At 50.5% G+C, this 20,151-nt stretch carries 28 protein-coding genes and 1 pseudogene; 9 read left to right on the top strand and 20 right to left on the bottom strand.

Translation table 11 applies throughout. From position 1 onward, the window contains the following. Positions 1-45: 45 nt before the first annotated feature. On the bottom strand, positions 46-699 hold the full coding sequence (locus tag FDY98_RS12305) for a peroxiredoxin (protein WP_027959482.1): 654 nt from the start codon (positions 697-699) through the stop codon (positions 46-48). 610 nt (positions 700-1,309) lie between these two features. Continuing rightward, the gene (locus FDY98_RS12300; protein WP_231500679.1) at positions 1,310-1,600 is read right to left on the bottom strand and encodes a helix-turn-helix domain-containing protein; all 291 of its coding nucleotides are present in this window, start codon (positions 1,598-1,600) and stop codon (positions 1,310-1,312) included. A 400-nt stretch (positions 1,601-2,000) separates the two neighbouring features. On the opposite strand from FDY98_RS12300, the gene FDY98_RS12295 reads away from it, so the two are divergent. Continuing rightward, positions 2,001-3,011 carry a LacI family DNA-binding transcriptional regulator gene (locus FDY98_RS12295; protein ID WP_027959480.1) on the top strand — a complete coding sequence of 337 codons (1,011 nt, stop codon included), beginning with the start codon at positions 2,001-2,003 and terminating at the stop codon, positions 3,009-3,011. A 130-nt stretch (positions 3,012-3,141) separates the two neighbouring features. Here FDY98_RS12295 and tal read toward each other — a convergent pair. The 12 genes and pseudogenes from tal to FDY98_RS12255 all read right to left on the bottom strand — a co-directional run bounded on the left by tal (position 3,142) and on the right by FDY98_RS12255 (position 11,038). Then, positions 3,142-4,094, bottom strand: a pseudogene (gene tal / locus FDY98_RS12290) (transaldolase). A 166-nt stretch (positions 4,095-4,260) separates the two neighbouring features. After that, positions 4,261-4,992, bottom strand: coding sequence for an SDR family oxidoreductase (locus FDY98_RS12285; protein WP_022523411.1), 732 nt, complete (start codon positions 4,990-4,992; stop codon positions 4,261-4,263). A gap of 67 nt (positions 4,993-5,059) precedes the next feature. Beyond that, positions 5,060-6,040 (bottom strand): ABC transporter permease, encoded by a 981-nt coding sequence (locus FDY98_RS12280; protein ID WP_027959478.1) that lies wholly within the window; start codon positions 6,038-6,040, stop codon positions 5,060-5,062. Beyond that, positions 6,037-7,116: a sugar ABC transporter ATP-binding protein gene (locus FDY98_RS12275; protein WP_340146530.1), complete on the bottom strand. Its 1,080-nt coding sequence runs from the start codon at positions 7,114-7,116 to the stop codon at positions 6,037-6,039. The genes FDY98_RS12280 and FDY98_RS12275 overlap by 4 nt, the downstream gene beginning before the upstream one ends. A gap of 17 nt (positions 7,117-7,133) precedes the next feature. Next, positions 7,134-7,490, bottom strand: coding sequence for an ATP-binding cassette domain-containing protein (locus tag FDY98_RS28005; protein ID WP_340146529.1), 357 nt, complete (start codon positions 7,488-7,490; stop codon positions 7,134-7,136). Positions 7,491-7,599: 109 nt separating this feature from the next. After that, positions 7,600-7,935, bottom strand: a complete 336-nt coding sequence (locus FDY98_RS28000; protein ID WP_340146528.1) for a substrate-binding domain-containing protein — start codon at positions 7,933-7,935, stop codon at positions 7,600-7,602. Beyond that, entirely contained in the window at positions 7,932-8,339 is a 408-nt protein-coding gene (locus tag FDY98_RS27995; RefSeq protein WP_340146527.1) for a substrate-binding domain-containing protein, read from the bottom strand. Before FDY98_RS27995 ends, FDY98_RS28000 begins: the two co-directional genes overlap by 4 nt. Then, the gene (locus FDY98_RS27990) at positions 8,336-8,536 is read right to left on the bottom strand and encodes a hypothetical protein (RefSeq protein WP_340146526.1); all 201 of its coding nucleotides are present in this window, start codon (positions 8,534-8,536) and stop codon (positions 8,336-8,338) included. Before FDY98_RS27990 ends, FDY98_RS27995 begins: the two co-directional genes overlap by 4 nt. Before the next feature lie 262 nt (positions 8,537-8,798). Continuing rightward, a complete protein-coding gene (locus FDY98_RS27985; protein ID WP_340146525.1) occupies positions 8,799-9,206 on the bottom strand; it encodes an SDR family oxidoreductase in 408 nt (135 codons plus the stop codon). Continuing rightward, complete coding sequence (locus FDY98_RS27980; protein ID WP_340146524.1) at positions 9,200-9,526, bottom strand: SDR family oxidoreductase; 327 nt, start codon at positions 9,524-9,526, stop codon at positions 9,200-9,202. The genes FDY98_RS27985 and FDY98_RS27980 overlap by 7 nt, the downstream gene beginning before the upstream one ends. 396 nt (positions 9,527-9,922) lie before the next feature. Then, positions 9,923-10,333 (bottom strand): hypothetical protein, encoded by a 411-nt coding sequence (locus FDY98_RS12260; protein ID WP_027959475.1) that lies wholly within the window; start codon positions 10,331-10,333, stop codon positions 9,923-9,925. A gap of 201 nt (positions 10,334-10,534) precedes the next feature. Continuing rightward, a complete protein-coding gene (locus tag FDY98_RS12255; protein WP_027959474.1) occupies positions 10,535-11,038 on the bottom strand; it encodes a hypothetical protein in 504 nt (167 codons plus the stop codon). 260 nt (positions 11,039-11,298) lie between these two features. Here FDY98_RS12255 and FDY98_RS12250 point away from each other — a divergent pair, with 260 nt between their 5' ends. The 4 genes from FDY98_RS12250 to FDY98_RS12235 all read left to right on the top strand — a co-directional run bounded on the left by FDY98_RS12250 (position 11,299) and on the right by FDY98_RS12235 (position 13,420). Further along, complete coding sequence (locus FDY98_RS12250; RefSeq protein ID WP_027965442.1) at positions 11,299-11,604, top strand: hypothetical protein; 306 nt, start codon at positions 11,299-11,301, stop codon at positions 11,602-11,604. Positions 11,605-11,682: 78 nt separating this feature from the next. Further along, on the top strand, positions 11,683-12,342 hold the full coding sequence (locus FDY98_RS12245; RefSeq protein ID WP_027959473.1) for a metallophosphoesterase: 660 nt from the start codon (positions 11,683-11,685) through the stop codon (positions 12,340-12,342). Further along, positions 12,339-12,860, top strand: coding sequence for a VRR-NUC domain-containing protein (locus FDY98_RS12240; RefSeq protein WP_027959472.1), 522 nt, complete (start codon positions 12,339-12,341; stop codon positions 12,858-12,860). The genes FDY98_RS12245 and FDY98_RS12240 overlap by 4 nt, the downstream gene beginning before the upstream one ends. Continuing rightward, positions 12,860-13,420, top strand: a complete 561-nt coding sequence (locus FDY98_RS12235; protein WP_027959471.1) for a hypothetical protein — start codon at positions 12,860-12,862, stop codon at positions 13,418-13,420. The genes FDY98_RS12240 and FDY98_RS12235 overlap by 1 nt, the downstream gene beginning before the upstream one ends. Positions 13,421-13,652: 232 nt before the next feature. Here FDY98_RS12235 and FDY98_RS12230 read toward each other — a convergent pair whose 3' ends face one another. The 5 genes from FDY98_RS12230 to FDY98_RS12210 all read right to left on the bottom strand — a co-directional run bounded on the left by FDY98_RS12230 (position 13,653) and on the right by FDY98_RS12210 (position 17,320). Then, complete coding sequence (locus tag FDY98_RS12230) at positions 13,653-14,549, bottom strand: HEPN domain-containing protein (protein ID WP_027959470.1); 897 nt, start codon at positions 14,547-14,549, stop codon at positions 13,653-13,655. A gap of 56 nt (positions 14,550-14,605) precedes the next feature. Continuing rightward, positions 14,606-15,085: a hypothetical protein gene (locus tag FDY98_RS12225; RefSeq protein ID WP_155705862.1), complete on the bottom strand. Its 480-nt coding sequence runs from the start codon at positions 15,083-15,085 to the stop codon at positions 14,606-14,608. 109 nt (positions 15,086-15,194) lie between these two features. Continuing rightward, complete coding sequence (locus FDY98_RS12220; protein ID WP_155705861.1) at positions 15,195-15,614, bottom strand: hypothetical protein; 420 nt, start codon at positions 15,612-15,614, stop codon at positions 15,195-15,197. 47 nt (positions 15,615-15,661) lie between these two features. Then, positions 15,662-16,063: a hypothetical protein gene (locus FDY98_RS12215; RefSeq protein ID WP_155705859.1), complete on the bottom strand. Its 402-nt coding sequence runs from the start codon at positions 16,061-16,063 to the stop codon at positions 15,662-15,664. A 111-nt stretch (positions 16,064-16,174) separates the two neighbouring features. Next, positions 16,175-17,320 (bottom strand): hypothetical protein, encoded by a 1,146-nt coding sequence (locus FDY98_RS12210; RefSeq protein WP_027959467.1) that lies wholly within the window; start codon positions 17,318-17,320, stop codon positions 16,175-16,177. 346 nt (positions 17,321-17,666) lie between these two features. Between FDY98_RS12210 and FDY98_RS12205 the strand changes: the two genes are divergently transcribed. Genes FDY98_RS12205 through FDY98_RS12195 form a run of 3 tightly spaced genes read left to right on the top strand, consistent with a single transcriptional unit; the run spans position 17,667 to position 18,991 of the window. After that, positions 17,667-18,197, top strand: a complete 531-nt coding sequence (locus tag FDY98_RS12205) for a glycoside hydrolase family 24 protein (protein WP_027959466.1) — start codon at positions 17,667-17,669, stop codon at positions 18,195-18,197. A gap of 57 nt (positions 18,198-18,254) precedes the next feature. Next, positions 18,255-18,578, top strand: a complete 324-nt coding sequence (locus FDY98_RS12200) for a phage holin family protein (RefSeq protein WP_027959465.1) — start codon at positions 18,255-18,257, stop codon at positions 18,576-18,578. Beyond that, on the top strand, positions 18,575-18,991 hold the full coding sequence (locus FDY98_RS12195; RefSeq protein ID WP_035537351.1) for a hypothetical protein: 417 nt from the start codon (positions 18,575-18,577) through the stop codon (positions 18,989-18,991). Before FDY98_RS12200 ends, FDY98_RS12195 begins: the two co-directional genes overlap by 4 nt. A 140-nt stretch (positions 18,992-19,131) precedes the next feature. Here the strand turns inward: FDY98_RS12195 and FDY98_RS12190 are convergent, their stop codons facing one another. Then, positions 19,132-19,314 (bottom strand): hypothetical protein, encoded by a 183-nt coding sequence (locus FDY98_RS12190; protein ID WP_022523430.1) that lies wholly within the window; start codon positions 19,312-19,314, stop codon positions 19,132-19,134. Between the two features lie 423 nt (positions 19,315-19,737). Here FDY98_RS12190 and FDY98_RS12185 point away from each other — a divergent pair, with 423 nt between their 5' ends. After that, positions 19,738-20,109, top strand: coding sequence for a terminase small subunit (locus tag FDY98_RS12185; protein WP_196518009.1), 372 nt, complete (start codon positions 19,738-19,740; stop codon positions 20,107-20,109). The last annotated feature ends 42 nt before the right edge of the window (positions 20,110-20,151 follow it).

Genomic DNA, 20,151 nt, shown 5'->3' with positions numbered 1-20,151 from the left:
TGCGTAGTCCTCCTAAGAATTGAGGGATATCAGGGTGAGGAGCTTTCAGCATTCAAGTGTCTTTTTGCAGAAGTACCAGTCGGTGTATTCATAGCCTTCTGATTGACGGGCTTCCGCATCTTGCGAGGTGTGGGGCGGTGGAACGATGACTGGCTGGCCGGGCAACCAAGCTTCTGGTGTCGCCACCCCATGCTCATCGCTTGTTTGTAAGGACTTAACCAGGCGAAGCACTTCTTCCACCGAGCGGCCGTTGGTCATCGGGTAGTACAACATGGCACGCAGTACACCCTCTGGGTCAATCACAAAAGTAGCGCGAACCGCAGCGGTGTCGCTGGCACCTGGCTGAATCATTCCGTAGGCATTTGCCACTTTCATGTTGAGATCAGCAATAATCGGGAAGGTAATTTCAACCCCGAAGTTATCTTTAATGCTGCGTGTCCAGGCGATGTGTGAGTGGATGCTATCGATGGAAAGGCCCAGCAACTCCGTGTTGACCTCTTTGAACTGTTCTTCGTAATTCGCAAATGCCGAAAATTCCGTGGTGCATACAGGGGTAAAGTCCGACGGGTGGGCGAATAAAACCAGCCATTTACCTAAATAGTCAGTGAGCGACTTTTCACCATGAGTGGTTTTCGCGGTAAAAGCCGGTGCTGGACGGTTAATTTGTGGCATTACTGGTTGGGAAGTTTCGTTGTACATGTCGAGCTCCTGAGAAGTGAGTTTTTTTTCAGGAATAAGAATAGATTATTTTGTTATTAATGGGTAATAGTACAGCATTATGGCGGTGATAGGGTGAGTGGTACTCATATTTACGTTAATCGCCGCTGAGAAAGTGAGTCGCGCCGATTGTCGAAGTCAGCTTGGGGGTACTTGCACGGCTGAACCGCATTTACCGCTGAACCATTCCTGGGCGTGGTGGGTCGTTGACTTAATGATCCGCTGGATCTGATCCGCCTGATAAGGGCGCTACTAGCTTGATAAACGCTTTGATATGGATTTTACGATTATCTTCCTACCCCTAGGTGGCGAAATTTAGTATTGCGCGGAGTCTCTCGCGAGGGATATCTAAAGGCAGCCTGAGGCAAAACGCTGACTCAACGAGGGCCTAGCCGAACAGGAAGCGGATAGGCGTCGGCATGGCGGGGATAAATCATCAGACGTTAACAGAGGCCATATCTGCCAGTGACTTAGCAACAAGTAGGGCGAGCCTCATTGGGCGTGAGGGTAATTTTTTGGTTTTTTAACAGCAGCTAAATTTCAACTGTTTATATAGATGAACCAGGCTTAGGTGTAAGGCTTTCCTGCTTCATTAAGAGAGGTCAGTCAGCGCTTCAGGATGTTTTTCAGCTACTCGTAGCAGTGTACGTGCAGTACCGGTAGGCACACGACGGCCTTGTTCCCAGCCGCGAAGCGTACCAGGGCTTACATCCAGCAGCTTAGCAAACTCAGCTTGAGAGAGGTCTATTCGATGGCGAATTTCTGCGGCCTTGGGTACTTCTACTTGCGTCTCGCGAGCTGCTTTGCCTTGCTTCATTTGTCTTATTGATGCCAGCAGCGTATTGCCAAGCTCTTCACCGGTCATAAAGTCATCACTCTGCACCTTCAATCTCCTCCTCATTAATCTGTTTTAGGTCGGCAGGGGTGAGAATAGATATTTTGGGAGGCGATTGAGCGCTCCTGAACAGTTGAGCGCGTCCCTCTGCTGACGTAAGTAACAGCACGTTATGTGCCTTTTATGCCATTGAGTCACGTTGCACCAAACGAATAAACATTAAATTATCAGTTGGTTAGATTAAGTAGCAGCATAGCCTCGGTGTGTTGAAAACCGGCATAGGTTAATAGCCTATCCAGGGTTCGGATCCCTGCCGGTAGGTTACATCCATAAATCATCCCCATTTTCGTGAGCAGACCTTGCGTAGTATCCTTACGACGCTGGTGCTACTTCGTTGGGTACAGCGAGGGGTCATATCAAAACGATAAAATTCACAACAGAGTAAAGTATGGTAAGTCGCCACAAGGTTACTATCACCGACATCGCCGAACATGTGGGCATGACCAATATGACGGTGTCGCGTGCCTTGAACAATCCTGACAAGGTGAAAGTAGCGACTCGGGAGAAGATCCTCGCCGCTGCGAAGGAACTGGGGTATGTCCCTAATGCTTTTGCGAGCCATCTTCGGAGTCGTAAGAACCGGCTGATTGGCCTAGTCACAGCAAGCGTGGATAATCCCTTTTATAGCGAGGTGATCAAGGCAGTTTCTCGTGCGGCCGAGGAGCGTGACTACACCATCATTCTGATTGATACAGATGGCTCGCCACAGCGCGAGGAAGTGGCGATCGAAACCCTGCTCAGCTATCAGGTAGCCGGCATCATCCTTTCGCCCGTCTCCGACGCTGCCGCCTATCGCCCCGCTTACCTTGATCGCTTGCGTGCTACCCGCTTACCAGTGGTTATGCTGGATCGTACCTTGAACGTATCCGACTTCAGCCGTGTGGTACTGGACAACCGTCTTGCCGGGAGTCTGCTTGGTGAACTGCTTGTGAAGAAGGACATCCGCCGGGTGCTTGCGTTGACGGGGCCGCGTGACTCGCGGATCACCCAAGACCGGCTGATCGGCCTGAAGACAGCCTTTGACGTGGCGGGCGTCTCCTTAGTGTTGGAGCAGCGCCCCGGGGACTACACCTTGCAACCGGCCTATCGCGATATGGCCGATTACCTACGCCAGGGCAAACTCCCCGAAGCCGTGTTTGGGTTCAATCAGCTGATTACTTTGGGCGCCATGCGTGCCCTGCATGATGCACGTGTGTCTCGGGACGATGTGATGGTATTGGGGGTCGACCGTTTGCCTTATGCTGATATCTTCGAGGTGTCAGTGCCTTGTGCTGCGCATGACACCTACCGGTTAGGGCACGAGGCATTTCGCATACTCTTTGAACAGATTGAGGATCCCATGGCCGCCGGCCGTGAGGTCGTGATCTCCGCCACACTTATATCCTCCGGCGGTAACTGATAGTCATCAGCTTTCGTCGTGCATCATACCCTCGGAGAGCACGAAGCGGTGGCGGTTGGCCCATAGCGGGTTGGCCGGACTTGGCGTAAGGATTCCCAATCGGCGGCTAGTTGCAGTTCAGGTTACGAGCTCAGAGAGTCGCCAAACGGTCGGCGATCAGTTCCTCCAGGCGTTCCTGATCATCGGCGAAGCGCCGTATCCCCTCGGCCAGTTTGTCATTGGCCATGGCATCCTTGTTGTGATCCCAACGGAAGGCGGACTCTGAGAGTGGGGTAGGACGAGGGCCACCGTTGCGTGTCATTAACACCTTGGGTTCCACCGCGCCCGTTGCGGTAGCGAGTTCCTCAAGCAGCGTAGGTGAGATGGTTAGTCGGGACAGCCGGCGAGCGCCAGCACCTGGTCGACAGTGCGAAAGCTCGCGCCCATCACCACGGTGTCGAAGCCGCCCTGGCTGACCCGTTCGCAGACGCCGCGTACGAATTGCACCCCAGGGTCGTTCTCGGGGGGGAAATTCTGGCCAGTCTCCTTTTTGTACCAGTCAGTGACACGGCCGACGAACGGTGAGACGAGGAAAACGCCAGCATCGAAACAAGCTTTGGCCTGGGCGTCGCTGAACAGCAGCGTCAGGTTGCAGTTGATGCCCTCTTTCTCCAGCACCTCGGCGGCGCAGATGCCTTCCCAGGTTGATGCCAGCTTGATCAGCACTCGATCCTTGGACACGCCGCGTTGCTCGTAGAGCTCGATCAGCTCATGGGCCTTGCGTATGCTGGCCTGGGTGTCGAAGGACAGCTTGGCGGCTACCTCGGTGGAAACACGGCCGGGCACCAGCTTGGCGATCTCGCTACCCATGGCCACGGCAAGGCGATCTACGGCATGCGCTTCTCGCCGGCCGTTATCCTCGGACTTGACCGCCGCGAGTTCCTGATCGATCAGTGCCTGGTAGCCCGGCAGATCGAAAGCCTTGAGGATTAGCGAGGGATTGGTGGTGGCATCATGGGGTTGATAGCGTTTGATGGCGTCAAGGTCGCCGGTGTCTGCGACCACCATAGAGTGCTGACGAAGGGCGTCAAGTCGTTGGGTCATGAAGTATCTTCCTCGAATAAGTGGTCGGTTATGTAAGGCATAGGGATGGGTGTTCAGCCGTAATGGCCTGGTCATAGGCAGCGACGCGGTCGGGTTCGGGGTTCTCGTCAAGAGGCTCTGAGCACCACAGTCCACACCGATATACATGTCAGGTTCCTTTTTGGGGCTAGTGAGACGTGAAGCCTCCATCGACCGGCAGGCAGGCTCCGCTGATCATCGACGCGGCCGGGCTGAGAAGGAAGGCAACCGGAAGGGCGACTTCCCTGGGAGTGGCAAAGCGCCCTAGGGGAATGGCGGCCAGCATCGGGTTGCGCTTGGCGGGATCGGCCCAGGCACGTTCGGCCATGGGGGTCAGGGTCACCGTCGGGTTGACACTGTTGACGCGGATGCCTTTGGAACCCAGCTCGAGGCACAGCACACGAGTCATGGCATCCATGGCTGCTTTAGACGCGCAATAGCCTAGGTGGCCGGGCAGAGCGGCCATGGATGCTTGGCTTGAGACGTTGACAATGCTGCCCTGACGGCCGTGCGCGATCATGTGGCGAGCCGCTTCCCGTGCCACCACGGCACTGGCAGTGACGTTCGTGTTCATAATGTTCTCGATATCTTTCGCCTTGAAATCCAAGACGTCGTCGAGGATCGAGATACCGGCACAATTGACCAGGCCATCGAGGACGGGCATCTCGGCGAAGGCCACGACAACCGCGGCCTCATCGGTGATGTCTACGGCCAGGGTGCGTGCCCCCAGCTCTTTCTCAAGTTTGGCTAGCTGATCCCGGTTGCGACCAAACAGCACCAGTTCGGCACCGAGTTCAGCCAGAGACCGCGCGATATCGAGGCCGATGCCGCTGGTCGCTCCCGTAACGAGGATGCGTTGGTTGTGGAGTTCGAAGTTCATGATGTAGCGTCACTCGCTCGATTTGTGGTTGGCATTTAGCCGATGCATGATCGGCATGAGCAGGGTCTCAGGGAGTCCGCTTGCGGCTAATGTAGATCGCCAACAGGATAATCAGGCCCTTGATAACGTTTTGAAGGTAGGGCGATACCCCCATCAGGTTAAGGCCGTTGTTGAGCACGCCAAGTAGCATGGCGCCTACCAGTGTGCCTAGAATCATTCCTCGCCCACCGGTGATAGCGGCGCCGCCCAGTACTACGGCGGCGATGGCGTCGAGCTCGAAGCCGATCCCGGCGTTGGGTTGGCCGCTCATCAACCGAGAGGTCAAGATCAACCCGGCAATGGCCGCAGTCGTGCCACTCAGGGTGTAGACCAGCAACTTGTAGCGGGACACTCGGATACCGGATAGCCGAGTCGCTTCCTCATTGCCGCCAATGGCATACAGGTAGCGTCCGGTCGCAGTATGGTGGAGCAGCAAAAAGCCGAGTGCGTAGACGCTGATCATGATCAGTATCGGGGTTTCGATGCCGGCCAAGCTGCCGCGACCAAAGAAGGCAAATTCCGGGGGGAGGCCGGAAATTGGGTAGCCTCCGGTGTATATCAAGCCAAGCCCGCGGGCAATCCCCATAGTGGCCAAAGTGACGATGATGGGTGGCATGCCCGCAAAAGCAACAAAAAAGCCATTGAAAGCTCCGAAACCTGCACCTACCAATACGCCTAGCAGGATGGCTAGCGACGGAGGAACCCCCGCCACCATCAGCCCAGCCATTACCGTTCCCGACAAGGCCATTACCGGGCCCACGGAAAGGTCGATGCCGCCGGTGAGAATAGCTAGGCTCATCCCCACAGCTATGATGGCGATGATCGAGGTCTGACGCACCAGATTGGCTTGGTTGCTTATGGTTAGAAAGTTGTCGTTGATGGTCGACATGGCAATGAAAACGACGATGAAACCGATCAGCGGGTAGAAGATTGGAGTACGGCGCCAACTGGCCAGCCGCATCTTGAGGGGCTGGTGAGTGTTGCCGGGTATTGAGTCGAGCTGGCTCATGAGCTGAGTCCCCCCGTGGCGTGATGCATGATGGATTGTGAATTGAGATCGTTGCCTTGCAGTTCGGCGGCGATCTGTCCCTGGTAGAAGACCGCTGCGCGATCGCATAGACCAAGAATTTCCGGGAGTTCGGACGAAATCATGATGATCGACACGCCTCGGGCAGTGAGCTCTTTCATTAAGGCGTAGATCTCTGACTTGGCGCCGACGTCAATGCCGCGGGTGGGCTCATCGAAGATCAGCACCTTACACTGGTGGCCCAGCCAGCGGGCGATAACAACCTTCTGCTGGTTGCCGCCGCTGAGATTGCCCACTGGGGTTTCGGGGCTGGGAGCCTTGACACGGACTGCCTTCATCAGATCGGCGGCAGTACTGGACTCTTGGCGGCGCTTGATCAATGGCAAAGCACTCTGAAATTGTGTCAGATTGTTCAGGGTGATGTTTTCGCGACAAGAGAACGGCAGGATCAATCCCTGGATCTTTCGGCTTTCCGGTAGAAGGCCGATCCCCTGCTTCAGGGCGGTGGCGGGGTGTAGGAGTTTAGTTGGCTTGCCCTCCATAAGAATTTTGGCATGCACGGGGCGCGTCGCACCGATCAGCCCCATAGCCAGTTCTGTGCGGCCCGACCCCACTAAGCCAGCAAAGCCGAGGATCTCGCCGCGGTAGAGCTTCAATGAGTGTTCGGGGCCATTGACGTCAAGGCGCAGGGATTCAATGTCTAATACCACATCGTTATAATCGGCATCGCTACGCTGTTCGGGATAAAGATTCTCAACACGGCGGCCGACCATTTTCTCGATTAGGTCGTCGGGGGTAGTCGAGACGACGTCGCAGTCGTCGACCTTCTCACCGTCACGCATCACGGTGACACGATCACAGATGGTGAATATCTCTTCCATGTGGTGTGATATGAATACCATGCCGACCTGTTGCTCGCGCAGTTTTCGCATGATGGTGAACAGGTGATCTGCTTCGCTAGGCGTGAGGGTTGCTGTCGGCTCGTCGAGGATTAGGATGCGCGCTTTCAGTGACAGGGCCTTGGCGATCTCGATGAACTGCTGGTCGGCGACACTCAAGTCGGCGATGGGGCGGTCTAAGGGATCGAGACCTTGAGGCGGTCTAGCAGGTGCTGCGCCTCGGCGATCATGCTGCGCCGGTCTCGCAGCCCGAATCTGTTACGCAATTCACGCCCAAGGAAGATATTATCCACGGCGTCCAGGTCGGGGATCAGGCTGAATTCCTGGAAGATGATACCGATGCCCGCGTTAAGGGCGTCTTGGTAGCCATGGAAATTGCATACCTCGCCATTGATGTTGATCTCACCTTCATCTTGTCGGTAGATGCCGCAGAGAATTTTCATCAGAGTCGACTTGCCGGCTCCGTTTTCGCCAAGTAAAGCATGCACCTCGCCAGCATGGACATCGAGCGATACATCCGTGAGGGCCCTCACCCCGGGAAATGACTTCGAGATGTGTCTCAGGGAAAGTAATGGAGTCATAGGGATACCCTCGTGTGCCGCCCGTAGGGGCAGCACACGTCATCATCGTCGGTGGGAGGGGTTACCAGCTAAAGTCAGCGGCCTTGTCGCGGTCGATCAGTTGTACGTCGATGGGAATTTCCGCGGGCGCAGTTTCTGCACCCCAGTGCTTAGCCAGCGCCAGGCCGAGCCCTACACGCACCATGTCTGCGGGATATTGCGCTGAGGTGGCGATGAACGGGGAATCAGCCTTCTGGATCTCCGCTACTGCCTCGGGATGACCGTCGACGCTGACCAGCTTGATGTCCTGACCACTGGCCTCAATGGCTATCAGAGCGCCCAGCGCGCCGATATCGTTGACGCTGAAGAGACCATTTAGATCCGGGTTTGCCTGGATGATGTTCTCGGTGACTGTCATCGCATGGGTACGCTCCTGACGGCCATTCTTTTGGTTACGATCTCGATGCCATCGTACTCATTAAGCGCGTCGGAGCAGCCTTCAATACGTTGCAGGATCGGCACAACCGGAATGCCATCCAGTAGGGCTACCTGACCTTCACCATCGAGTTGTTGGGCGAGGTATTCGCAGGCTAAGTAGCCGGCGTCATAGTTCTTGGAACCCACGAAGCCATCCACTGGGCCCTCTGCCTGGGCATCGATCGCGACCGTGGTGACGCCTGCTTCTCGGGCAGACAACACCGCCGTTTCAACCCCGACGGAGTCGGCAGGGTTGAGCAGCAGGATATCGATGCCACGTTGGATCATGTCCTCTACGTCGCTGACCTGCTTGGAGACATCATGGCGTGCATCGGTGACAATCACCTCAGCCCCAGGCTCTCTGCGGCGGTCTCGAGTGCCTCCTGCATGGTCACAAAATACTCGTTGTTGAGCTCCTGGAAGGACATGCCGATTGTCAGAGTATGCTCATCGGCTGCTGCGGTTCCTGCTACAAAGGCGGCTGCGCAGGCGGCGACAAGAGCCGTTTTGCGAAAATTTGCGGTGATCTTATTAATTTTCATTGTTAACTCCGTGATTGTTATTGTTTCTCTTAAAGGTTTTTCAATGTTGACAAAGCTCTTAATGTTAACGTCAACAATTTGAAGACTATGTGCCCTTTAGAGGTTGGTCAACGGTCATACGACCAATGTCTATTCCTCTAGGATTTTACAAATGATCAAAGCGTTCATGCGAAGTGTTTATTCAAAACTGTAAGAGGTTGTAAGGCTGGTTGATCTGATTAAGCTAAAGAAACACCTTAATAGTTGCTGGATTGAATACTTCCTACATATCAAAGTTGCTAGGCAAAACAACCATATCTCGGATGGTTACATTTCGGGGGCGAGTAAGCATGAACATAATCGCATCAGATACATCCGTTGGTTCGATAATGCTGCCGGATTCTTTTGCCTTGCGTAGATTTTCTTCTGGCCAATCGGCGAGCAATGCACTATTTACAGGCCCGGGAGACACCGACGCCATGCGGATACCGTGCTTGTTGATCTGACGACGAGTAGTCTGAACGAAGCTATTGATGGCCCACTTGGAGGAAGCATAGACTGGCTCCCAGGGAACCGGAAAGTGCCCCGCAACGGAGCTTGTCACCATAATATCGCCCGTGCGACGTTCGATCATGTAGGGTAAGACGTTATGGACATTTTTAATCACCACATTAACATTGAGGTTCAGCATTCTGTCGATGGCGGCAGGGAGGTGTCGATCAAATCGCCGCCGATATAACTACCCGCATTAGCATGAAAGATATCTAACTGTCCTGCCTTCTCTAAGATTTGTGAGAGGAGAGTGTCGCAGTCCTGTGGGTCAAGTAGGTCAATAACTAGGGGAAATGCAGCTTCGCCAAGTTCTTCACAGATGGTTTTCAGCGCAGCCTCATCTCTATCAATCATGACCACTTTGGCACCAGCGTCAATCATGGCCTTGGTAGTGGCAAGCCCGATACCTGATGCTGCGCCAGTAACGGCAGCAACTTTTCCAGTGAGTTCATTGGTCATCTTATAATCTCCTATATTCAGGTTCCTCGATTGACGAGGCCGTTTGGTTTCTGGAGTGGCTTGTGAATGATCCCGAGGTAGCACGGTCTACTTTTGTGCTTACTCGTCTCTGGTTCATCTCCAAGGCGCATGCCGAGTGGGTTGAAAGCCTTTATGTTGACGTCAACATTTATAAAGCTATTCTCTATTTGAAAACGAATCAATGGGATTAAGACCAATGTCTAGGCTTTGGTATTTTGAAGAGGTGGAGCTAATCAAAGATTCAGCAGTTGCCGCTGATCAGCATACGTCGATGTTTTTCTATGGGTGGATGGGGTCGCAATTGTCACTGTACCGGGCACCAGCATGACTTCCTATTCCCGAGCGAGCGTCCGAGGGACTGATGCAGATCAACTGTCATTCATGCGGTTGAATGAGTGCTTGGTAATCTGCCTTGGGCAGTGCCTGCAGGTTCATATACGACACGTGAACGGCCATTTCTGTCAGTGTGAACGTCGCCAGCTCATCAATGAGAGAAAGGGCAAGGTCGTAGCTGGAGAGGCTGGTGGCAATCCCCGGTGTCCAGTGGTGAGCTTTGATGGCGCGGGCTATTAGTACCTCTCGATCGGAGTCAAGGGGGAACGCAGCGCCTCGGTAGGCGTCACGCCAGTGGTCGCAATAACAAGCAACGACAAACTCTCGGAAAGTGTTAACCAGCATTTTGTGCAGTGCTTCGAGGTTTTCGACGCCCGATTCTGGCAGGTTGCTGTATTCCCTCTGCATCTGCTCGAGCTGATCCCAACGCTTGTGGTAGGCGGCCTTGTCCAACGCTTTCCCCTTATCCCTAGTTTAGAAGCCACCAATATAGCGATATTGGGTGACTTTGCTCAATTCTTCTTTGGCCTGAGGCTGGGCTTTCTATTTCTGGGAATTGCTATGATAAAGGCTCCGCCTATTCACCAATATCACATGGGAAGTAATGCAATGCTCCCCAAGCGATGGAGGGTAATGTTCGTTTTAAATCAAGCTCTAAGTGATCAGCCTCAATAAGCGTTCCCACTTGTTGAGAACAACCACTCCTTTTGTGCGCCCGAGCTGCACACAGGTATCGTTAAAAGCAGGCCTACGAAGGCCTTCTATATCGGGGAAGTCGATCAAAGCGATCCTGCACGTTTCACATTCGTATTCTTCAAAGCTGTAAGCAGCTTTCTTCATGTAGAGCTTCTGAAAGCGTCTCCTTGCCTTGCGACATTGAGCTGCGTGCTTTTTGGGATCTATTACAAAATCCAGCATGGTACTTACTGCAACAATGACACCACTGGTAGCGGTCAAAACCGTGTGCTCAGTGATGACTCCTGCAAAAGCAGCACTACCGCCAAAAAGACTGGTGAACGTGAACACGTTGGCCATCCTGCTAAAAAGTCTTTGCTGCAGTTGCATGTACCTAACCATGTAACAGGTGCCATCAATAGCCTCCTCGAACGACATTGGGTCGTGCCTTTCAGGAATACTGGGAAGGCTTACATCTTTCATGTCATTAAATCCCTACTAGGAGCGTATGCAGACTTCGTCTTCAGGAAAGTCTGGATCATCAGGAAAACGAGGTTCTGGTCTGGGAATCCTGATCGGTGGAACACATGGGATTTGGCCCGGTGGATCCCATTCTCCTGCTTGGCATCTTTTTTGAAATTTCATCGTGTCTCTCCGTTACAGAATGTTAAGGAGGGAGTGATCATTTCTAGTTTAGGACTGGTTTTAAAAAACCGCCTAATGTTTGTGGCCGGAGGTACTCCATGACCGAGAAAGGTGGGCAGCAGGCGCGTCGTGCCGCGTTATTGTGCCAAAACGTGCGATTCGGTTTGTACCTCGATTGCCGCCGCCGTCAGGCAAAGGCACTTGAATACCGGCAACTGCCCGATGGTACCCACAGCCCAGAGGACTGCGCCGATTTCATCCGTCATTCGTGTGGCATCCAAAGCCGCGCCGAGCTGGATCACAACGATCGGGCGAGGGCCATGCTGGAGCGCATTGTGGCCGATTACCAGCGTTGGGAGCTCCAGCAACGGATGCTCGACCAGATCGCCGGGGGGATGGCGTGAAGAGTTCAGAGGCGGAAGGGTTTGGGAGGTGATTTATCATCGTTTTATGGATTGGGAACTCGATCAGGAGCTAGGGCTATGAGCTTGATTCAAAAGCACGGCCAGAACATGGATGGAAGAGATTTTATCGTTGGTGACATTCATGGGCAGTACGACCTGCTTCTTGAGTCCATGGCGCGCGTTGACTTCGATAAGTCAAAGGATCGGTTATTTTGTGTGGGTGACTTGATCGACCGGGGGATGGATTCTTTCGAGTGCTTATCGCTAGCCTTTGAGCCTTGGTTTTTTGGCGTGCGTGGCAATCACGAGATGTTGGCCATAGATGCGCTTGAGCATGGGGGAAGCGCAGAAGACCTTTGGATGATCAACGGCGGCACCTGGGCGATAACTGAGAACATGATCGAAGTCCGGCAAATTCTTCGTGAGGCGCTGAAGTATCTACCTTACGCCCGCCAGATAGATGTTTTGGGGCAGCAGGTGGGCATCGTTCATGCCGAGCCGCCTGCGGACTGGTCGCAGGTTGAGATGGCGGATGATGCAGGCAGAGTGGAAATGGTATGGGGCCGGACTCGTATAAAGCGTAGGGACACGACGCCAGTGGTCGGCATCGATGCTGTAGTGGTCGGGCACACCATTGTTGAGCAGCCTACTTGGCTGGGCAATGTGTTCTATATCGACACCGGTGCCTTTAATACGGGCCGGTTGACGTTGATCAATGCCCGGGAGGTGTTGGCATGAGCTGGCGCCAGCAAACCACTGCCAAAAAGCTACGCCGTCCTCGAGCACTGACCAAAAGCGGCGCGCCCCGGGCAAAGCCTGTTGATTGGGAAAGGCAGGAGCAAGCCGTGCTCATCCGCTGGCTGTATGGCGAGAAGATGCGCGGCCATCCGGTAGGCGAGTTGTTTGATGCAACCTTTCATGTACCCAACGGTGGCCATCGCAATAAGAAAACCGCGAGTGACCTCAAACGCCAGGGCGTAAAGGCAGGCGTGAGCGATCTTCCCGTGCGTCAGGCCCGCGGAGGCTGGTTTGGCCTGTACCTGGAATTCAAGGCCACCCCGCCCAAGGATGCGCCGTTAGCCGATAGCCAATTCGAGTGGCTTGAAGGCAGCGAGTACGAAGGCTATTGCGCAGTGCTGGCGCTGGGACTCGAGGAGGCCAAAGCAGTGCTCAGGGAATACGCCAGTTGGCCCCGCACCCAAATAGTGGGTGAACGGCTGGCGCTGGAAGGCGGTACCGAGTGGAGGAAGGGGTGATGGCACAGCAGAAGGGGAGCAGCATGCAGTTTGATGATTGGAAACGGGTTGCAAACCCCTGGCGTGTGATTGAGGCCGCGAAGAGCGACGAGCGTGCACGTGATGCAGCAGTATCACGCATCATCGACACCATGCTGGAGCTGCAGCTTGATTACCGCCATGAGAACCCTGGATACCAGCCGTTCAGTGTGACGGCTCTAGCAGGTGAGGTACCTGGCGGCGGTGGTCGTAGTGATCAGGCCATGCTCACCGCGCTGAGATACCACCCTCAAAGCGAGTGGCATAAAACCTGTGGTTGGTTGTTGGATCAGCTACCCAAACGCCAGGCCGCGGCCATGCTGATGCAGGCCGCCCGTATTCGTCCGGAGAAGATGGGCCATAGCATTTGGATGGTGACTGCCAGGCAGATGGTTGAGCGACAGGAGGTGTTGCTTAGGGCGCTGGGGCTGAATGAGGGCGTTAGGCCTTTTGAGAGTGTGGAGGCGTTGCAGGTGGCGAGTAAGCGTGCGCGTAAGAGGTTGTGGCAGGTGTTGGCGGTGGGGGAGGTAGGGCAGGCATAGGTTGTATTCTGTTGGCGGACAAAATCATGGTAGAAATAACTAATATGTCGACGTTCGAGATAAGTGAGTATTTATAAATGATTTCGGGGGAAAGTCTGTGACAATGCTTTGTGGAGAGTTTTTCATGTTTTGTAGAGGCGAAGTCAGCAGTACCATTCAGTGATTTAACGATTATTTTTAAGACGGCCTGCTTGCAGGCCGTTGATTGATGAATCTTGTATTTGCTAAGTTATTACAATTCTTGTTCATCATATCTGTTAATTTGTTCGTCAACATGGTTGATAAATATCTCTGCTTCTACAATGAGTTCATTTAGCTCATCATCCGTGACTAATATTATCTCGCCATCTTTATTTTTTCCTCCCCTATGAACCAAGTTGTGTCTTTGAATGACTGCTTGGAATATATTCGATAGGTCACTAGGGAAGCTGACTTCTAAAGTTGATTTATACATAGGTTTTATTTTTTTTATATTGTGCCACATAAGTCCAAGTAAGTAATCTTTGACATCGCTTTCGATTCTGTCATGCTTTATGAATACTTCGGATAAGCAGAAATTTTGCTTTTTGAACTCTGGGTTTGATTCTACGAATTTACGGAGTACGTCTTTGTTCTCAAGAACCGTACTAATGAAAGCATCAGAAAGATAAGTTTCAATTGCTGTGATGATGTTTACATATAAAAGCCCAAGCAAGTGTTGCTTAGCTTCACCGCTGATTTTGCTCTCATGTATAACTTTAACATGATTAATAGAAGTCTTGAAAGATTCAAAGTACTTATTGCCAGTTAAATATGCTTCTAAATAAGAGTCATCGTAATCATCTGGGCTTTCTCTACCTGTCCACTCTGGGCAATCAACTGATAATTCTTCTGCTAATGATTCAATTAGCTCATCATCTACGAATTCACAAAAAACAGTTAATTCGTCATGAGCATAGTATGGGCCTCCCCATATATAGATATAACCACCCTCCCTCGATTCATACGGGGTTCTCTCAACTGGGTCTTCATAATTATCAAAAAACCATTCTCTCATTAATTCAATTTTTTCTTCTTGAGAAAGCTGTTGAAAATCCTCAACCATATAAGTTGTACCAGCAATAGTAATACTTCTATCATCATTGTGCATGCTATCTCCTGTGAGCTCTAATGTTCGCTTCTACATGTATTATATTAAAAAGTTTTTTAATTTTTTCCGGTGAGATTTTTAATATCAATTATGGTGCCTTCTCCAAGACATAGGCATATTTTGTTGAATTTTTGATATATTTCAAATTGTTTAATTGTTTTTATTTCAAGATCCTTGTTAAGTGAATATGTAATTAAGTATTTTTCACCCTCTTTTATTTTTTGCTCATTGAGAGCTTTATCTGTAAAGGTAAGAGTAAATTCAAGTTCGCTGTCTATATCTTTAAATGTTACCTCAAAACCTTCCTCGTCATTTGTAGATTTCATGGTATCTACTGTTTCCGCAAATATAAAAACCAAATCTGGATTAAAGTTTTTAATAATTTCATGCATTGAGTTTTTAAATTGCTGTTTGCCTCCGAATAAATTAAGCCTTGAGACAATAGGTAGATTATTCCCTTCAAAAGTATTAGCATTACTTTCAATGTCAAAGTGCACATTAACTATATTTGTATTTTTGAATGCATCGTTATCCACTGGGTTTTTAGCAAACGGATTATGAAATATGAACAGCCCATCCGATAAGTATTCAGGGCTATCTGACGATACCAGTTGAGCTTTAAAGTGAGGAGGGGTTTTATCATGTCTAATACATAATACATAATACGGAATTAGGAATAAAATTGGATTTATTTTGAGAGATCGATAATGATGTCAGTTTTCCTAGAGTCATGGTGCAGCTAAAAATTATAGCTGATACATGTTCCATTTTATTATTTGAAAACAATCCGATTTGGATATCGGAATCAGTATCTGGTTTGATAATACTTTCTTTTCTACTAAACCTGTCATTCAGGTTGTCATAATAATTTCCATATAGAAGAGCAAGCATGGAATAATAAAAATTATTGCCATAATTGATTTGCTCGTAACCGCTTAAAGCTATTATATACGGAGCAGTTAAGTCGAAGTCGTCGTCTTCACTGTAGCCTGTGCAATATTTTTCTATTTCTGTTTCTATACCATTCTCATTTTTCTTGATTTTTTTTGTGTACCCAGTATACATTTGGCTTTTTGCTAAAATTGATCCTGAGTATCTTGTTATTGATTCTCTTAAATTCTCGTCGAACTTTTTTGCATATGTACAGGTTCTATCATAGACATGATGTCATTAAAAGTTCTTTTGTCTTCTTTTAAACCTTTATCTTTGATGTTTGCTACTGTGGCTTCGACGTAGATTTTTTTCGGCTTTATTATATTGAAGTCGGGCCTGTGTTTTGTAAAATCAATTTCGAATCCAGCTTCTTTGAAGACGGCGAATAAATAAAACTCCCAGTAAGCTGAATGAAAATTTTCCTGGAAATCTTGAACAATTTTATTGTCTCTATCTATGAAGCCTGTAACCCAATCCTCTAAAACTTCATGTTCGCCTGATAGGTATAAGTTATCTCTTACGAGTTCGAATTTAGGGTGTAGCTTTTCTTTCTCTACAACTGATGTAAAAAGATCCAACATTTTTATTTCCTTGCGCCGTAGTTTTAGAAGGTGTGAGGTCGCAGTTGACGTTTTCTGTGCAGCCATTTTTACAAAAAGTAACAGATTTCGCATTCAGATTGCAGCTTCTTATTAGGCACTTCTCAAGCTGCTAATCCAGTTAATTAATACACCTCTTGCTATGTATTCGAACATATGTAAAAGCATAGGAGTGTCTTCTGCTAGCCATACTCCACCGAGAGTTGAGCAAGCAATACCCGTCGGCTTTTCAGCCATACGCTCTTCAATCATCATTTCTCCATTGCACATTGGTGCTGGAAAGGGTATTCCTCCATGTAAAGCTTCCGAACGATACTTATATATTTTACCTAAGGCAGCCTTCATTGATGTTCGCGACCAACTTATTTGTGCCCATTCACGAGGACGATTTTCAGGTGGTTCAGGTAAAAAATTCATCACAAATTTAATGAATTTATTCGTTGCACCAAGTGAATGAACTATTTCCTTGGCTACACTTTCAGTCAGCCCTTCTATCCCAGTATTTTCCAATATGCTATATAAATCAGGCTTTGATGCTTCCAATTTCGAGACTGGCGAATCGTCACCCTTAAACCACATATTTGCACCTGCCTCTATAGCTGAAACGAACATTAACCACGAAAGAGCTGGTTCGGATTCAGCAATCCATAAAGCATCTTGATATAATCTAGCCGAACGAATAACGACAATTGCTTCCTCTTTAGAAAGCTTAGGCATTAGCTTTATTGGATATAAATTTTCAAGTGAATGCGCACCTACTGCATTGGGTAACTTTAATCGTCTATCGCCGAGATTCATTATTGGCTCGCTTCTGAATCTAAAAACTGTAGGACGCCCTAATGGGTCACCACCCCCATCAAAACGGCGTGATTCATCAGCTGCTTTGACTCTAATACCCAAACATAACGACACTAAAGCTGCAATTTCATCTGGAAACCATCCTCCATGATAATTAGACGTGTCAGTCTCATTCATTGGAGGAAGATCATTATTCAGATAAAATTCTGCTCTAAGTATGATGCTTGATTTAAGTAAACCGGGTCTATCTTCAGAAGGCACAGTATTCAAGAATTTGTATGGACCATAGCCTTCAGTGATCTCACCAATTATTCTGGCATCGGTATATAAGGGGTATTCTATGATAGATCTAAGATCTTGCTTATTATCGAATGCCTTCCAATTAGCACAGGATACTGGCCCAGATAGATCAAGTTCTGCTACATCCTTATCTACATCCATTTAACTAATCTCTCTAATCAGGGCTTCTGCCTAACATAGAGTATCCTGCCGGCTGGATATCATGACTGAAACAGCATACCGCTTACGCAGGGTAGGCGCTTGGCGTCGGCAAAATACTCTTAATTAACTTAATATAAGCATCATACGACGTATTGGGAAGCTCAAATTCGTCACTGCTTCTAACGAAACAAATGTTCCAAAAAAATTATTTGCCTAAGTGTCGTGATTGAGGCAGTATTTTATCTAGGCTGCGCTAGCTGCGCGATTAGCCATCACGTCTTGAAGCCCTGCCGGTCACCCGGTGGGGCTTTTGCGTTTCTGTCGCTCCAGTAATTGAGGTTCAGCTATGTCGGCTCATTCTCCTACTCATTGGTTTGAGGAGGCGGAACTGCTGCGCGTTGAGCCAGCACCGCCAAGAGATACACGTGTCGGCAACGTGGCTGCCTTCCTCGATACATTGGCCTTTGCCGAGGGCACGCCTCGCTTTGGCGATCAGGACGGTTTCAATGTGATTGTCGGCGGCAAGACGTTCAGCAGCTACGACGATCATCCGCGCCAGCTTGTTTGGCTTCCTGCTTATGAGATCCACTCAAGCGCCGCAGGGCGGTACCAGTTCCTAATACGTACATGGGATGACCTGGTCGAGCGGTTCCATCTTCCTGACTTCACGCCTGCTAGCCAAGACCTAGGCGCTGTTCACCTTATCCGCCAGTGCAAAGCGCTTGCTTTGATCCATGACGGCCGTATCCGTGACGCCATCCACGCTTGCCGCAAAATTTGGGCGAGTCTGCCAGGTGCTGGGTATGGCCAGCGGGAGCTGGCGACTGATGAGTTGCTGAGTGTTTATAAAGCGGCTGGCGGCATTTCCATCGACTAACTGACGAGGCCCGCCCGAGAGGTGCGCCATGAACCCAAGACGAAAGAGAAACGCCCCATGAATGGCAGAGACCCCAACTTCTTGCAAGGGCTGCTGGATTTCTTGCCTATCACTTTGGTGGCCATCCTGACGTTTACGATGGGCTTTATTCGTGGCGTGCACGAGGGTGGCAGCTTAAAGAAATCGCTACTGGGTGCCTTGATGTGCACGCTTCTGGCGACGCCGCTGTTCCCCGTTTTCTTATGGATAGCTGAGTCTCAGGGTTGGCCGCCCATCATTGCCTTCCCGCCGTGTGTGTTCCTGGCATTCCTGGGTACCGATTGGATTCGTAGTAAAGCAGACGATATATATGAGGTTTTCATCGGCCGGTGGCGCAAATGATCGGCCAGCTCAAGCGCAACCTGATCGGAGTGGTTATAGGTGTTCTAACCATTGCTGCTGTTTATTTCTACTGGCAGCACGTTACCGGTGAGCGTGACGCATACCAAGCAGAGGCTGAGCACCAGCGTGAACGCGCTGAGATATTGATCGAGCACCAGCGGTTACAGCGCCAGCGCATCGAGACACTGAGCTACGCCCTGGCCGATCGTGAACGCACGTTAGAAACCATTGATGACGATATAGGCGCCAGCACCGGGGCCCTCGAACCATTGGGAGAACAAGATGCGAAAGCAGGTGACTGGCTTGATAGCGATCTGCCTGATGGGGTTGTTGACTGGGTGCGCGAGCTTCAGCGATCAGACAATGCCAATGCAGTGCAGCAGCCCGGAGGTGCCGGAGTATCTAACGAATGAGCTGCCAGCGCCTACTCGACTCCTGCAGAGCAATAAAGGGCTACTTTTATTGCTCGCTGAATATGAGGGGTTACGCCGCCGGTTCAATGCTGGCCGAGCGGCGGAGGTGGATAGCGGAGCTGACGAATAAGCTCCAAAAATTAATTTAAGCCGTTAAGTCTATCGGCTTCTGCAATAGCCTCTGCTTCTGATTTGAAACGCCCTTGCACGATCTTTCCATCGCGATCTTCATCATTACGTAGGTCTACAACCCACCATTCCGGGGGAGTACCTGCAGGCTCGGTAATTATTACAGACTTCGTGACATGATAGATAAGAGCCATATTTTCATACCTTTGCATTGTATTATGTTGCTCAACCGTATCAGAAACGGCGCTTTGTTATCGGAAGAATTCTGAGCCCTGGGGCAGTCCATGAATTCTTCTAAAGTTCGACCGCAAATTCATGATCGATCTCACCGCTGGACTTGAATCCGTGTGATTGCGCGGCCCGATAAACCGGAACAGCCAAAGTTCACCACTTCTCATTGAAAAACCACTGGTTCCTCCTGAGCGGGGGCGTCTACTGTACGGGGGCGCAGAGCCACGATTTCGTGCTATTCATGAGAATTTTCTAAGGCGAGGTTGTTGTTTCGATGTCGAGCAATAGACAGCAATCTCCAGAGCCTTACTGGCTGAATAAAAGCCAGATGGCGGCAAGCCTGGGTATCAGCGTGCAAGCCATTTGATAAATGGGGCGTTAAACCAGTGGCGAAGATCGGTAGAAGCGTCTATTTCGACTGCCGTTCGGTGCTGGATTTAAAGCTGGCTGAGCTAGAGGCGAAACAACAGTCATCGCAACCTGGCGATGACGATATGGGCTTTGACTCACTGCTCGAGCATAAGCGCGAACATGAAGCGTACCTGCTGACCAAAGAGCTCCGTATTGTCCAGCAGCAGAAGAACGAACTGGCCGCTCGCAAAGTGGTACCAAGCGAGTTTGCCATCTTCACCTTATCCAAGATTGCGGCAGAGATCGCCGCCATTCTCGAAACACTGCCACTAACGATGAAGCGTAAGCATCCTGATTTAGAGACGCATCACCTAGACACTCTGATGCGGGAGCTAGCGCGCCCGTAATCAAGCCAGCGGGCTCGATAGTCTTTTGCCGGAGCTGCTGGA

Source organism: Halomonas sp. PA16-9, from assembly GCF_009728585.1.
In the GTDB taxonomy this organism is placed as follows: Bacteria; Pseudomonadota; Gammaproteobacteria; order Pseudomonadales; family Halomonadaceae; genus Vreelandella; species Vreelandella titanicae.
Note: the sequence above shows the minus strand (reverse complement) of the source record. Positions and strands in the feature narration are given on the sequence as shown.